Origin of the sequence: Candidatus Pelagibacter sp. HIMB1587 (assembly GCF_052047775.1) — a bacterium.
Classification (GTDB): domain Bacteria; phylum Pseudomonadota; class Alphaproteobacteria; order Pelagibacterales; family Pelagibacteraceae; genus Pelagibacter.
Map to the genome: position 1 here is coordinate 12,501 of NZ_JBNAJJ010000002.1, position 13,541 is coordinate 26,041.

11 protein-coding genes, 1 rRNA gene and 1 riboswitch (1 of these 13 only partly in view) are annotated in these 13,541 nt (G+C 29.6%); of the genes, 3 read left to right on the plus strand and 9 right to left on the minus strand.

What is annotated here, in order from left to right; all coding sequences use genetic code 11:
* Nucleotides 1-720 (minus strand): 16S ribosomal RNA (locus ACTTBE_RS04540); it reaches 755 nt to the left of the window's first position.
* A gap of 337 nt (nt 721-1,057) precedes the next feature.
* Between ACTTBE_RS04540 and ACTTBE_RS04545 the strand changes: the two genes are divergently transcribed.
* The gene (locus ACTTBE_RS04545) at nt 1,058-2,350 is read left to right on the plus strand and encodes a peptidoglycan DD-metalloendopeptidase family protein (protein WP_440677356.1); all 1,293 of its coding nucleotides are present in this window, start codon (nt 1,058-1,060) and stop codon (nt 2,348-2,350) included.
* Here the strand turns inward: ACTTBE_RS04545 and ACTTBE_RS04550 are convergent.
* Genes ACTTBE_RS04550 through ACTTBE_RS04570 form a run of 5 tightly spaced genes read right to left on the minus strand, consistent with a single transcriptional unit; the run spans nt 2,347 to nt 7,028 of the window.
* On the minus strand, nt 2,347-2,787 hold the full coding sequence (locus ACTTBE_RS04550) for a DUF4167 domain-containing protein (RefSeq protein WP_440677357.1): 441 nt from the start codon (nt 2,785-2,787) through the stop codon (nt 2,347-2,349). The two genes, ACTTBE_RS04545 and ACTTBE_RS04550, sit on opposite strands and share 4 nt — an antisense overlap.
* A gap of 11 nt (nt 2,788-2,798) precedes the next feature.
* Nucleotides 2,799-3,641 (minus strand): peptide chain release factor N(5)-glutamine methyltransferase, encoded by an 843-nt coding sequence (gene prmC, locus ACTTBE_RS04555; protein WP_440677358.1) that lies wholly within the window; start codon nt 3,639-3,641, stop codon nt 2,799-2,801.
* A complete protein-coding gene (prfA, locus tag ACTTBE_RS04560; RefSeq protein ID WP_440677359.1) occupies nt 3,642-4,715 on the minus strand; it encodes a peptide chain release factor 1 in 1,074 nt (357 codons plus the stop codon).
* 2 nt (nt 4,716-4,717) lie between these two features.
* On the minus strand, nt 4,718-5,812 hold the full coding sequence (gene ispG / locus ACTTBE_RS04565) for a flavodoxin-dependent (E)-4-hydroxy-3-methylbut-2-enyl-diphosphate synthase (protein WP_440677360.1): 1,095 nt from the start codon (nt 5,810-5,812) through the stop codon (nt 4,718-4,720).
* 4 nt (nt 5,813-5,816) lie between these two features.
* Nucleotides 5,817-7,028, minus strand: a complete 1,212-nt coding sequence (locus tag ACTTBE_RS04570) for an aspartate kinase (RefSeq protein WP_440677361.1) — start codon at nt 7,026-7,028, stop codon at nt 5,817-5,819.
* Between the two features lie 76 nt (nt 7,029-7,104).
* On the opposite strand from ACTTBE_RS04570, the gene ubiG reads away from it, so the two are divergent.
* A complete protein-coding gene (ubiG, locus tag ACTTBE_RS04575; protein WP_440677362.1) occupies nt 7,105-7,827 on the plus strand; it encodes a bifunctional 2-polyprenyl-6-hydroxyphenol methylase/3-demethylubiquinol 3-O-methyltransferase UbiG in 723 nt (240 codons plus the stop codon).
* Here ubiG and ACTTBE_RS04580 read toward each other — a convergent pair.
* Together ACTTBE_RS04580 and argJ are read right to left on the minus strand one after the other, a co-directional pair.
* On the minus strand, nt 7,824-8,252 hold the full coding sequence (locus tag ACTTBE_RS04580) for a DUF1178 family protein (RefSeq protein WP_440677363.1): 429 nt from the start codon (nt 8,250-8,252) through the stop codon (nt 7,824-7,826). The two genes, ubiG and ACTTBE_RS04580, sit on opposite strands and share 4 nt — an antisense overlap.
* A gap of 39 nt (nt 8,253-8,291) precedes the next feature.
* Nucleotides 8,292-9,593, minus strand: a complete 1,302-nt coding sequence (gene argJ, locus ACTTBE_RS04585) for a bifunctional glutamate N-acetyltransferase/amino-acid acetyltransferase ArgJ (protein ID WP_440677364.1) — start codon at nt 9,591-9,593, stop codon at nt 8,292-8,294.
* Nucleotides 9,594-9,658: 65 nt separating this feature from the next.
* On the opposite strand from argJ, the gene secA reads away from it, so the two are divergent.
* Complete coding sequence (gene secA / locus ACTTBE_RS04590) at nt 9,659-12,193, plus strand: preprotein translocase subunit SecA (RefSeq protein ID WP_440677365.1); 2,535 nt, start codon at nt 9,659-9,661, stop codon at nt 12,191-12,193.
* A 3-nt stretch (nt 12,194-12,196) separates the two neighbouring features.
* Here secA and ACTTBE_RS04595 read toward each other — a convergent pair whose 3' ends face one another.
* A complete protein-coding gene (locus ACTTBE_RS04595; RefSeq protein WP_440677366.1) occupies nt 12,197-13,291 on the minus strand; it encodes an acetyl-CoA carboxylase carboxyltransferase subunit alpha in 1,095 nt (364 codons plus the stop codon).
* A gap of 104 nt (nt 13,292-13,395) precedes the next feature.
* Nucleotides 13,396-13,483: riboswitch (glycine riboswitch) on the plus strand.
* The last annotated feature ends 58 nt before the right edge of the window (nt 13,484-13,541 follow it).

The following is a 13,541-nucleotide window of genomic DNA, read 5'->3' on the forward strand; positions in this document are numbered from 1 at the left end:
ACCCATGCTTTCGTTCCTCAGTGTCAGTAATGATCCAGAAAGCTGCCTTCGCAATTGGTATTCTTTCTAATATCTACGAATTTCACCTCTACACTAGAAATTCTGCTTTCCTCTATCATACTCTAGCTGAAAAGTTTTAATGGCAGTTCCAGAGTTAAGCTCTGGGATTTCACCACTAACTTTTTCAACCACCTACGAACTCTTTAAGCCCAGTAATTCCGAACTACGCTAGGTCCCTTCGTATTACCGCGGCTGCTGGCACGAAGTTAGCCGGACCTTCTTATTCGGGTACAGTCATTTTCTTCCCCGACGAAAGAGCTTTACAACCCAAGGGCCTTCTTCACTCACGCGGCATCGCTGCATCAGAGTTTCCTCCATTGTGCAAGATTCCCCACTGCTGCCTCCCGTAGGAGTTTGGGCCGTGTCTCAGTCCCAATGTGGCTGATCATCCTCTCAAATCAGCTATTGATCACAGTCTTGGTAGGCCATTACCCCACCAACAAACTAATCAAGTGCAGGCTCATCCAATGGTGCATAAAGCTTTCTCCGTAAAGACTTATCCGGTATTAGCACAAGTTTCCTCGTGTTATTCCAGGCCAAAGGGTAGATACCTACATGTTACTCACCCGTCTGCCACTAAGTATTGCTACTTCGTTCGACTTGCATGTGTTAGGCGTGCCGCCAGCGTACGTTCTGAGCCATGATCAAACTCTCAAGTTTAAAAACGGCGCACACTAGCTTCCATATAAATTCTAAGAATAAAATTCATATGTGATTGAAGTGTGTACGACAAATTTTTGGTAACCTTAACCGTCCACACTTCTCTTCTTAAATTTTAACTTTTAAAATAGCTAATTGAGCAAAAAAGGCTCAATAATCCTCACTAATTTATTGTGTTAACAATAATTTTACTGAGAAAGTTCAGTGCTTATAGGCTAAAAATAATGGAAATCAAGCATTTAAGAATAAATTTTTAAATAAAAACACCCCATTTTAAGGGCTTTTTTTTGATTTTTACCACTCTCTAAACTAATAATTGTGTTCACTTAAATATAAAATGTTTAAAAATCTATTTAGTAAGATTAAAAAAAATATTGAAATTTCTGGCTTAGTTTTATTGATTATTCTTACGGCTATCTCCACTAGTTATTTTATTTCAACAAAAAAAGAGAATTTAGAAATCTATGATAATTTTATAGATAACATCTATTTTAAAAAAACACTTACTCACATAGTTGAGAACCTTGAACCAAAATATAAAAAAATAAAACATAAAATAAAATCTGGCGAAACATTTGATGAAATTTTAGAGAATTATCTAATACAAAAAAAAGAAATATTAGAAATAAAAAGTGCTTTAAAAAAAAAAGTTAATCTTAATAAATTAAATACCAAACAAATTATTGAATTCAGCTTAGATAAAACTAGTAATCAAATTAATGAATTTACTCTTCAAATATCAAATAAACAAAAAATATTTTTAGTAAGAGATAATACTAAAAATACTTTTAATGATAAAATTATATCAATTAAATTAGAAAAAAAAATAGTCTACAAAGAAAACTTAATTTTACAAAGTCTATATAAAGCTGCAACAGATGAAAAAATACCAGCAAATATAATAATTGAATTTGCTAGGATATATGGTTTTCAAGTAGATTTTCAAAGAGATATAAGAAAACAAGATAAGTTTCAAATAATGTATGAAATTTTCCTTAATGATAAAAATGAAATCATTGAAACAGGAGAAATACTTTTTGCTAATTTAAAATTAAGTGGTCAAGATAACGGACTATACTATTTTGATAAAGAAGGAAGCGAAGGACATTATGATAAAAATGGTAAGAGTGTTAAAAAAGCTTTAATGAAAACTCCAATTAATGGAGCAAGACTTTCATCTCCTTTTGGTATGAGAAAACATCCTATAGATGGATACAATAAAATGCATAGAGGTACTGATTTTGCAGCACCAACAGGAACACCTATAATGGCATCTGGTGATGGTGTTGTAAAAAAAGCTGGATGGTGTGGTGGAGGTGGTAACTGTGTAAAAATAAGACATAACTCAACTTATCAAACAGTGTATGCTCACATGTCGAAGTTTGCTCGTGGTATTAAAACAGGAGTAAGAGTAAAACAAGGTCAAACAATAGGTTACGTTGGTTCCACGGGTAAATCTACTGGACCTCATTTGCATTACGAAGTAATTGTAAATGGAAAAAAAGTTAATTCTCAAAAATTAAAGCTTCCTTCAGGTAAAATATTAAAAGGTAAAGAGAGAAAATTATTTGAAACAAAAAAAATTAAAATAGATGTTCTTAAATCTGAAAAGATAATAGGTTTAAATTAATTAGCCTCTACTGGTGTTTCAGCTTGAATATCTAAGTTAGAATTGTCTTTTAAATTTTTTTCAGAAACTTCAACATTTTCTGATTGCTTATTTGTTTCTTTTCCATTTTGATCAGATTTCTCCTCTAAATTTCTCTCTTTTTTGAAGCTTTCTCTTTCATTTAGTATTCTTGTAAAATGATCAGCGTGCTGAAGGTAATTTTCAGAGAGAATTTTGTCACCATTTGACAAAGCTTCTCTAGCTAAATCATTGTACTTTTCAATCAATTTTGGTGCATTATGATTATTTCTTCCTGGAGACTTTCTTTTGAAATTATCACCGTTAGAAAAATTTGAACTAAATTTCTGTCTTTCACCACTAGATTTAAAATTTCTATCGTTTCTTCTAAAATTATTTCTTCTATTGTTGTTATTGCTGTTATTCCTAAATGTTACCATGATTTAAATAATTATATTTTTGTGCAGATTATGCATCGATCATTATAAGCAAGATCTTTTAGAACACTATTTATATAAAAACCCTCTTTATTTAACAATTTAATTACTTTATTTTTTTGATCAAAACCGATCTCTAAAATAAATTTACCTTTTTTTTTAATCAGCTCAGACGATTTTTTAATAACTTTTCTGATTACTGATAAACCATCTAATCCACCATCTAGTGCTATTTTTGGTTCAAACTTAGCAACTCCTTTATCCAAATATTTTATAATATGTTTTTTGATATATGGAGGATTAGAAACAATTAAATCATATTTGCCCAAACTAAATTTGTCAACATTAGATTTATATAATTTAAGTCTACTAAGGACTTTTAAATTAGTTGCATTCATATTAGCTATTTTTAAACAATTTTTGCTTACATCTATCCCTGTTCCATAAAAATCTTTTTTCTCTTTTAATATAGACAAAAGTATACATCCAGATCCTATGCCAATATCTAAAATACTAAGTTTACTTTTATTTTTTGTTAAATTTAAAATATTTTCAACAATTAGCTCAGTATCAGGACGAGGTATTAAAGTATCTTCTGTTACAAAAAATTCTGAATTCCAAAATAACTTTTTATTAGTTAAATGCGATACCGGCTTACCTTTGGACCTTTCATTAATTAGTTTTTGAAACAAATTTAAATTTATTTCTCCTATTTTTTCTTGAGAATTAAGAATTAAGTATTTTTTATCTTTATTAATTGCTTTTGACATTAAAATTTCTGAGTCCAAATAGGGATTAAAACAAAATTCATCTTTTAAAATTTGAGCACCTTGAGTTATTGCTGATTGAATATTCATTTATTTTAAATTACTTAAACTTTCTTCTTGTGCTTGAAGTGTGAGTGACTCTATCATTTCATCAAAGGCTTCACCTTCAAGAAATTCCTCTAATTTATGCAAAGTTAAATTTATTCTGTGATCTGTAACTCTACCCTGTGGAAAATTATAAGTTCTAATTCTTTCAGATCTATCTCCAGTACCAATTTTAGTTTTTCTATCTTGTGATCTTTCTTGATCAATTCTTGATCTTTCAAGTTCATATAATCTTGCTCTTAAAATTTTCATTCCTTTTGCTTTATTTTTGTGCTGTGATTTTTCATCTTGTTGAGAAACGGATAAACCAGTGGGTATATGAGTTATTCTAACAGCGCTATCGGTTGTGTTAACTGATTGTCCTCCTGGACCACCTGCTCGAAAAACGTCAATTCTTAAGTCAGAGTCATTTATTTTTAAATCTACTTCTTCAGCTTCAGGTAATACAGCAACAGTGGCCGCAGATGTATGCACTCTTCCTTGTGTTTCAGTATCTGGAACTCTTTGAACTCTATGTACACCACTCTCATATTTTAATGTTGAATATATATTGGTACCTTTAATAGATGCAATTACCTCTTTTAAACCTCCAGCATCACTTCTTGAAATAGAAATAAGTTCTAATGACCACTTTTTTTTATGACTTACTTTTTCATACATTTTGAAAAGATCTGAAGCAAATAAACTTGCCTCTAAACCTCCTGTTCCAGCTCTTATTTCTATTATTGCATTTTTTTTATCTGCTTCATCTTTTGGTAGTAGAAATAATTTTAATTTCTTTTCATTAATCTCATGTTGAGATTTCAAATCAACAAGTTCTAACTCAGCCATATTTTTTAATTCTTTATCTGATGAGTTGTCCTCTAATATTTTCTCTAATTCTTGTTTTTCATTTTCGAAAGATAAATATTTTTTAGCATTTATAATTATTTCATTAACATCCGAATATTCTTTTGACTTTTCAGCAAATACTTTATTATCTAAATTTCCTGATGATAGATCTTTTTCTAGTGTGGAATGTTTTATGATTAATTCTTCAATAGTCTTTGTTGGTATCATTGTTAATTCTCTAATTCAGAGGCTTTTTTTTCAACTTCTGCTATAACTTTATTAACTATATCATTAGTTAATACTTTTTCACTTTGTACCCCAGATAAATAAAGCATGTTATTACCTTTTCCACCCCCAGTTATTCCAATATCAGTTAAAGCAGCCTCACCAGGTCCGTTCACAACACAGCCAATTATAGATAAGGTAATTGGAGTTTTTATGTGAGATAATTTTTCCTCTAAAATTTTAACTGTATCAATTACTTGAAACGCTTGCCTTGCACAAGATGGACAGGAAATTATTTTAACCCCTCTATTTCGTAATCCTAAAGATTTAAGGATTTCATTTCCAATCTTAACCTCTTTTACAGGATCATCTGACAAAGAAACTCTTAAGGTGTCACCTATTCCGTCTAATAGTAATGAACCTAGTCCTATTGAAGACTTAACACTTCCTGATATAAAACTTCCAGCCTCAGTTATTCCAAGATGAAGAGGATAATCAGTAGCATCCGAAAGCTGTCTATAAGCTGCAATCGACAAAAATACATCAGAGGACTTAACGCTTATCTTGAAATTAAAAAAATCTTGATCCTCTAATATTTTAATATTTCTTTTTGCACTCTCTACTAATGCCTCAGGGCATGGCTCTTTATACTTTTCTAGAATATCTTTTTCTAGAGAACCTGCATTAACTCCTATTCGAATTGAACAATCATTATTTTTTGCTGCGCTTAAAACCTCATGGATTTTATTTTTATCGCCAATATTTCCAGGATTTATTCTTAAACACTTTGCTCCATTTTCTGCAGCTTCTATAGCTCTTTTATAATGAAAATGAATGTCTGCAATTACAGGTATTTGAACATTTTTTGTAATTTCTTTTAAGGCTTTTGAAGAGTCTTCATCTGGACAGGAAACTCTAACCAAGTCGGCACCCTCTTCGTGAATTTTATTTATTTGTTCTATAGTAGCTGAAATATCTGTAGTCAAAGTATTGGTCATTGATTGAATTGATATTGGATTGTCACCACCGACTTTAACATTACCAACGTTAATTACTTTAGTTTTTTTTCGATTTATATTTCTAAATGGTCTTACATTCATAAGTTTAATCTAGTTTAAATTCTTTATGAAGAGCGGCTATTGCTTTTTTTACATTTTTTGATGAAACTAATACTGAAATTTTAATTTCAGATGTTGATATAACTAAAATGTTTATTTTTTTTGAAGCTAAAGCTTGAAACATCCTGTAAGTAATTCCAGGTGTAGTAATCATTCCAACTCCAATTATAGAAACTTTGGAGAGATTTTTATCAAAAGAAATTTTTTTATAAGATATCGATTTATTTTGCTTAATTAATTTCTCAGTTTTTTTCAGATCATCAGATTTAATCGTAAAAGTTAAGTCAGTATCTTTTCCGTTTTGAGAAATATTTTGTACGACCATATCAACGTTAATTAAATTTCTTGATAGTGGTCTAAAAACTGAAGCAGCAACACCAGGTCTATCTTTAACTCCTACAATTGTGATCTTGGCGTCATTTTTAGTTGAAGATATCCCGGTAATAATTTGATCGCTAAACGCTTTTTTAGAGCCTGTTATTAATGTACCTGGTTTATTAACAAATGAAGATTTTACTTTAATATCAATGTTATTTAACTTTGCATCTTGAACTGATGTTGGTTGCATCACTTTTGATCCTAAAGATGCCATTTCTAACATTTCATCATAAAATATTTTTTTAATTTTCTTTGCTTTTTTGTGTTGTCTTGGATCAGTAGTATAAACACCATCAACATCTGTATAAATTATACATTCATCAGCTTTAATAAATTTTGCTAACATAATTGCAGTGGCATCAGAACCACTTCTTCCTATTGTGGTAATTCTATTTTCATTATTAATTCCTTGAAAACCAGTAACAATTGGAATCCCACCTTGTTTCACATAATTATTTAATTCTTTTGTAACTATCTTATTTATTCTTGCTCCAGAATAAGGTCCATCAGTAATTATTGGTAATTGCCAAGAAACCCATGACCTAGATTTGAAACCATCATGAGTAAGTCTTCCTGCAATTAAAGCACATGAAACCTGTTCTCCAGTGGAGACAAGTGCATCATACTCAGATCTGCTAAAATTATTACTAATTTGCTTCGATTTTTTTACAAGCTCATTGGTAACTCCACTCATTGCTGACGAAATCACCAAAACTCTATTTTTTTTCTTTTTATAAGCAGCTATAATTTTGCATACTTTTTTTATCCTATCGATACTACCAACAGAAGTTCCACCAAATTTTAGTACAACAGTTTTCATGATCAGTTGAATTAATATAATTTAATTATAAATTGATAAAGTACATCTTAATTGTTATGTCAACTAATTATATATTATGAACAGTATTAATAAAAAAGAAATAGAAAAATTTTCAAATATGGCGGCTGAATGGTGGGATCCAGAAGGAAAATTTAAACCTCTTCATAAATTTAATCCTATAAGAATAAAATATATTAAAGAAAATATAATTAAGGAATTTCAACTTAAAAATAAAAAATATCCTCTTTCTGGAATAAATGTTCTTGATATTGGATGTGGAGGTGGATTGTTATCTGAGCCCATGTGTAGATTAGGTGCTAATGTTACAGCAATCGATGCTTCAAATAAAAATATTGCCATAGCAAACTTGCATGCAAAAAAAAACAATCTTAAAATAAACTATATATGTTCATCGCCCGAAAAACTAAAAACTACAAAAAAATTTGATGTAATTTTGAACATGGAGATTGTTGAACATGTTGAGAATGTTGATTTTTTTTTAAAATCATGTGCTAACCTTTTAAAAAAAAATGGATTAATGTTTGTTGCAACTATAAATAAAACCTTAAAATCTTATATATTTGCAATTATTGGTGCGGAATATGTTTTGAGATGGCTTCCTATTGGCACCCACGAATGGGAAAAGTTTATTAAGCCAGAGGAATTAAAAAATATACTAATCAAAAACAATCTTAATCTCAAAAAAATAGATGGAATGAATTTTAACATTCTGAAGGATGAATGGAATGTTTCTAAAGATTTATCAGTAAATTATATTACTGAATTTAAGAAAAACTAATTTTCTTTTTCATCAACCCAAGGAATTATTTGTGTATCTATGCCCTCTTCTTTGAGCTCTTTAATGTCTTTCTGAGAGGCTTTACCATATATCCCTTTTGCAGGTTTCTTGCTATTGTAGTGAATAGATCTAGCTTCATATGCAAAATTATCACCGACATACTTAAAATTATCTTTTATAAACTTTTGGTAATTTTTAATTGTTTTCTTAATTTTTTTGTACTTCTGAGTATCAAATTTTTCTTCATTTTTAGCTTTTCTACTTATTAGCTGAGGAGCCATTAATGTTTTTTCAACTTTTTCAGAATTACAGTTGTGACAGATTAAAAGTTTTTTCTTTTTTAATTTTTCATATTCTGATGAAGATGAGAACCAGCTATCAAACTTCAATTCACAGTCGTTACACAAAAGTTTGTATTTAATCATAGTATAGAATTAGTTATCAAAATTTATATTTCAATATGTTCAACTTCTATAATCAGCATTAATCTCAATATAATTTTTTGTAAAATCCATAGTAAAAGCAGTAAAGCTTTTAGTACCAGTAAACAAATCTACAGTGACATCTATATTTTCACCTTTCATATATTCCTCTACTAATTTTTCATCGTAGTTCTTATTTAATTTTCCATCCTGAATTATTTGATAATTTCCAAATTTCAAACCTAATTTATTTAAATTTATTTTTGGTCCTGCTTTTCCTATTGCCATCACTATTCGTCCCCAGTTTGGATCTTCACCCGCAATAGCTGTTTTTACCAAAGCTGAATTTGCTATTGAGAAAGCAATTGTCTTTGCATCTTGTTCGCTTTTGCTTTTATTAATATTTATAGTGACAAATTTTGATGCTCCTTCTCCATCAGAAACTACTCTTTTGGCTAAATTTAACAAAACATTGTTTAATGCTCTGTCGAATTTTTTTAGTTTTATATCATTAATATTTTTAATATTTGAATTGTTTGCTTTATTTGTTGCAAAAATACTAACCATATCATTTGTGCTTGTATCTCCATCACATGAGATAGCGTTAAATGTATTTGTAATATTATTTTTTAATAATTTACTTAAAATATCATTCGATAAGTTGGCATCAGTAAATATGTATGCCAAGGTGGTTCCCATATTTGGAAATATCATACCTGAACCTTTGGCAACACCATAAATTTTTACCTCTTTATCTCCAATTTTACATTGTTCCATCGCAAGTTTTGGTTTTGTATCAGTGGTCATTATTCCTAAAGCTGCTTTCATCCAAAGAAATTTGTTTTGTGTATAGTTAATTTTTTTAATCAAGTTTGGAATTTGAACTATTATCTTATCACGTGGAAAGGTTTCACCTATTGTACCTGTGCATCCAAAAATAATTTCCTTTGGAGTAATTTTTTTTGGATAATCTTCATCTTCAACTTGTTTTTTTGATAATTGCTCAGAAGCTAAATCAGCAATTTTTGCAAGACTTTCGTAACCTTGTTTGCCCGTGAAAGCATTTGCGTTTCTAGTATTCACAATAAGAGAGTAAATTTTTTTTGATTTTTGATTTATATTCCATTTAATATTTTCTGAGATAATTTTTGACTGTGTATAGACAGAGGCATGATTTGCACCATCTCTAAAGTAAAACATTACTAAATCATCTCTTTTAGTTTTGTATAAATCTGCACTTATAGCTGAAATAGATAAGCCATCTATATGATCAAGGTCCTGGAAATCCATCATTCTGGTATTTTTTGATTTCGAGTTTAAAAAATTTGTTAAATTAATACCCATGATATTTAAAATAATTGTTTAATACATATATTAAACAATATATTTAAAGAATAAATCAAATAGTCATGTTTAATCCGCTTAACCTAATTACAAAATTTATCAAATCTAGTAATCAAAAAGAACTAGATAGAATTGGAAAAATTGTGGAAAAAATAAATTCACACGAGGAACAATTCATAAAATTAAGTGATAAAGACTTTCCAAAAAAAACAGTTGAATTTAAAAATCAATTAAAAAATGGAAAAAGTTTAGAAGAAATTCTACCGGAAGCATTTGCACTAGTAAGAGAAGCTGCAAAAAGAACAAGACAAGAAAGACACTTTGATGTTCAACTTATTGGGGGAGTAGTTCTTCACGAAGGTAAAATTGCTGAAATGAGAACAGGTGAAGGAAAAACGCTCACTATTGCTTTGGCAGCTTATTTAAATGCGCTTTCTGAAAATGGAGTTCATATAGTAACAGTTAATGATTACTTGGCAAAAAGAGATTCTATGGAAATGGGTCTCATATATAATTTTCTTGGTCTTACCTCTGGATTTATAAATAATGGCCAAGATGATCTAGAAAGAAAAAAAAACTATAATTGTGACATCACTTATGCAACCAACAGTGAATTAGGATTTGACTATCTAAGAGATAACATGAAGTTTTCTCAAAAAGAGATGGTTCAAAGATCTCATGTATTTTCAATTGTAGATGAAATAGATTCCTGTTTAATTGATGAAGCAAGGACTCCACTTGTAATTTCTGGAGCTGCAGAAGATAAAACTGCTCAATATCTAGCAATAGATAAACTTGTTAAAATTTTAAATAATAAAGATTTTGAAATAGATGAGAAAGAAAAAAATATACTTTTAACAAACGAGGGTATTAATAATGTTGAAAAACTTTTTTCTAATGCAGGTATACTAAAAAATAATAATTTTTATGACCCAGAAAATCTTCATTTAGTTCACCACGTAAATCAAGCACTTCGTGCAAATCATTTATTTGTAAAAGGAAAAGATTACATTGTAAAAGATGGAGTTCTTAAAATTATAGATGAGTTGACTGGTAGAATTTTAGAAGGAAGAAGATTTGGAGACGGACTTCATCAGGCTCTTGAAGCTAAAGAAAAAATTCAGATACAGGCTGAAAATCAAACTTTAGCATCTATTACATATCAAAATTATTTTAAACTGTATAAGAAAATATCAGGTTGCACTGGAACTGCGGTCACAGAGTCTGAGGAATTTTTTGAGATATATAATCTTTCAGTCGTTGTAATACCAACAAATAAAGAAATGATCCGAAAGGACTACAATGATTTGATCTTTAGAACTGAAAAAGAAAAAAATGATGCAATAATTAATAAGATCATTGAAAAACATGAAGTTGGTCAACCAATTTTGGTTTTCACGTCTAGTATCAACAAATCTGAAGTTTATTCTAAATTATTAAATGAAAAAAATATTAAACACGTAGTTTTAAATGCAAAGAACCATGAAAATGAAGCCGAAATTATTGCAAATGCTGGAAAAGAAAAATCTTTGATAATTACAACCAGTATTTCTGGTAGGGGTGTTGACATCCAGCTTGGTGGAAAAAAAGGATCAATTCCTGATGATCAGTTAAAAATAGATAAAGAAAAAATTAAATCTCTAGGTGGCTTATTTGTAATTGGTACAGAAAGAATGGAGTCTAGAAGAGTGGACAATCAAGCAAGAGGAAGAGCTGGACGACAAGGAGATGAGGGTAGTTCTGTATTTTATGTAAGTTTAGAAGATGATTTGATGAGAATTTTTGGCTCAGAATCTATGAATAATATGCTTGAAAAACTTGGTTTAAAAGATGGTGAAAGTATTGATCACCCCTGGATCAACAAAGCATTAGAAAGAGCTCAACAAAAAGTTGAAGCCAGAAATTTTGATATCAGAAAAACACTTATCAAATTTGACAATGTCTTGAATGACCAAAGACATGTTGTGTTTTCTCAAAGAAAGAACGCAATGAATACTGAAAATATTTTCGATTATTCCGACGAATTTTTAAAAGAAATATCAGCAGACTTGATAAAATTAAAAATTCAAAATTTATCTAATCCAAAAAGTAATGAATTTAACAATAAAGTTAGGCAAATTGTTGGGAAAAGTTTTAATGATACTGACCTTGAAAGTTTGATTTCTGCAAAAGATAATGAACTAAAAGAGCAAATATCCTCAAAATTTAATGAGACACGTAATGAAAGAATTAAAGTTCTAAACGAGCAGCATGCAAAAGAAATTGAAAAAAGAATATTTTTGCAAACAATAGATTTGAATTGGAAATCACATATACAATATTTAGAACAACTTAGACAAGTAATTGGATTAAGATCTTACGGTCAAAGAGATCCTTTAGTTGAATATAAAAAAGAAGCTTTTGATTTATTTTCAAATTTATTAGAAAAACTAAAATTAGACTACGTTACAATTTTAATGAATTTAAAAGTTATAACAGAAGAAAGACCTTCCAATGAGGAAAGAGTAAATCCAAAACCACAAACCAAAAAAATGGGAAGAAATGAACCTTGCTTCTGTGGATCAGGCAAGAAGTTTAAACATTGCCATGGAGCTTTATAATTCTTAAAAAAGAAAAAATAAGGAAACTAAAAATAATAAACCTGCACCAATACCAAATAATAATTTTTTTGATTTGAAAATATTATCAAAATTATTTTTCTTAATAGTCAAATTGCTTAAATCTTCTACATTGTTCATAAAACCATCATTTCTTCCAATTTTTAAAAATTTATTTTTTCTTTCATTCGTTATATCTTCTGAAGTCATTTCTTTGTATTGATCTAAATTTTTAGAAATAGATTTTCTAACATTGTCTAGCATCAGGTCTCTATCCCTGTGAGCACCACCTAAAGGTTCTGGGATTATTTCATCAATAACTTTTAATTTTAATAAATCTTTTGCAGAAAGCTTCATTGCTTTTGCTGCATCAAGCATTTTTTTTGGATCTCTCCACAATATAGTTGCGCAGCCTTCAGGAGATATAACTGAATAAATAGCATTTTCTAGCATGATAACTTTGTTAGACGATGCTAATGCAATCGCACCACCTGAGCCACCTTCTCCTATAATTATTGCAATAGTTGGCACCTTAAGTTCCATGCAACATTCAATCGATTTTGCTATTGCCTCAGCTTGACCTCTTTCCTCTGCACCAACACCAGGATAAGCACCTGGCGTATCTATAAAAGAGATAATTGGAATTTTAAATTTATTTGCTAAATTCATTAATCGAATAGTTTTTCTGTAACCCTCAGGTCGCATCATCCCAAAATTTCTTTCAATTCTACTATCTAAATCTTCACCCTTTTCTTGGCCAATAACCAAAACCGAATAACCATTGAATTTTGCAAAACCTGTAAGTACAGATTTATCTTCTCCATAGTAACGGTCTCCAGATAGAGAAATAAAATCTTCGAATAAATTATCTATGAAAAATTTAGACTTTGGTCTGTCTTCATGTCTTGCAACCATGGTGGTTTGCCATGGATCTAGGTTTGAATATATATCATTTAATTTTTGATCTAACTCAACTTGTGTTTTTGAAATTTTTTGCGTATCTACTTCTGACAATCCCTCTTGATTGTAGGGATCTTTTAATTTTTCCAATTCTGTCTCTAAATCTTTAATCTCAGTTTCAAAATTAAGATAATTTTTCATAATATGGTTATAGCGGATGGTTAATTCATAAAAAAGGCAATAAAATGATATTTAATTTAAAGTGTAATTGTTATTAATTGACTCTTTTCTAGAAGAAGATACATACTTTGCTATCGGGAGAGACTAATAAATTTAGCACCGAAGGAGCAACCACCCCGGAAACTCTCAGGTAAAAAGGACCGATAGTTGCATAACACTCTGGAAAGAGAATTAATTCCGCCGAAGGAGCAAAACTCTCAGGCAAAAATAC

Bases quoted from the DNA above. Each gene is read 5' to 3' on its own strand.
- ACTTBE_RS04545 (WP_440677356.1), top strand. From the start codon at position 1,058: ATGTTTAAAAATCTATTTAGTAAGATTAAAAAAAATATTGAAATTTCT.
- ACTTBE_RS04550 (WP_440677357.1), bottom strand. From the start codon at position 2,787: ATGGTAACATTTAGGAATAACAGCAATAACAACAATAGAAGAAATAAT.
- prmC (WP_440677358.1), bottom strand. From the start codon at position 3,641: ATGAATATTCAATCAGCAATAACTCAAGGTGCTCAAATTTTAAAAGAT.
- prfA (WP_440677359.1), bottom strand. From the start codon at position 4,715: ATGATACCAACAAAGACTATTGAAGAATTAATCATAAAACATTCCACA.
- ispG (WP_440677360.1), bottom strand. From the start codon at position 5,812: ATGAATGTAAGACCATTTAGAAATATAAATCGAAAAAAAACTAAAGTA.
- ACTTBE_RS04570 (WP_440677361.1), bottom strand. From the start codon at position 7,028: ATGAAAACTGTTGTACTAAAATTTGGTGGAACTTCTGTTGGTAGTATC.
- ubiG (WP_440677362.1), top strand. From the start codon at position 7,105: ATGAACAGTATTAATAAAAAAGAAATAGAAAAATTTTCAAATATGGCG.
- ACTTBE_RS04580 (WP_440677363.1), bottom strand. From the start codon at position 8,252: ATGATTAAATACAAACTTTTGTGTAACGACTGTGAATTGAAGTTTGAT.
- argJ (WP_440677364.1), bottom strand. From the start codon at position 9,593: ATGGGTATTAATTTAACAAATTTTTTAAACTCGAAATCAAAAAATACC.
- secA (WP_440677365.1), top strand. From the start codon at position 9,659: ATGTTTAATCCGCTTAACCTAATTACAAAATTTATCAAATCTAGTAAT.
- ACTTBE_RS04595 (WP_440677366.1), bottom strand. From the start codon at position 13,291: ATGAAAAATTATCTTAATTTTGAAACTGAGATTAAAGATTTAGAGACA.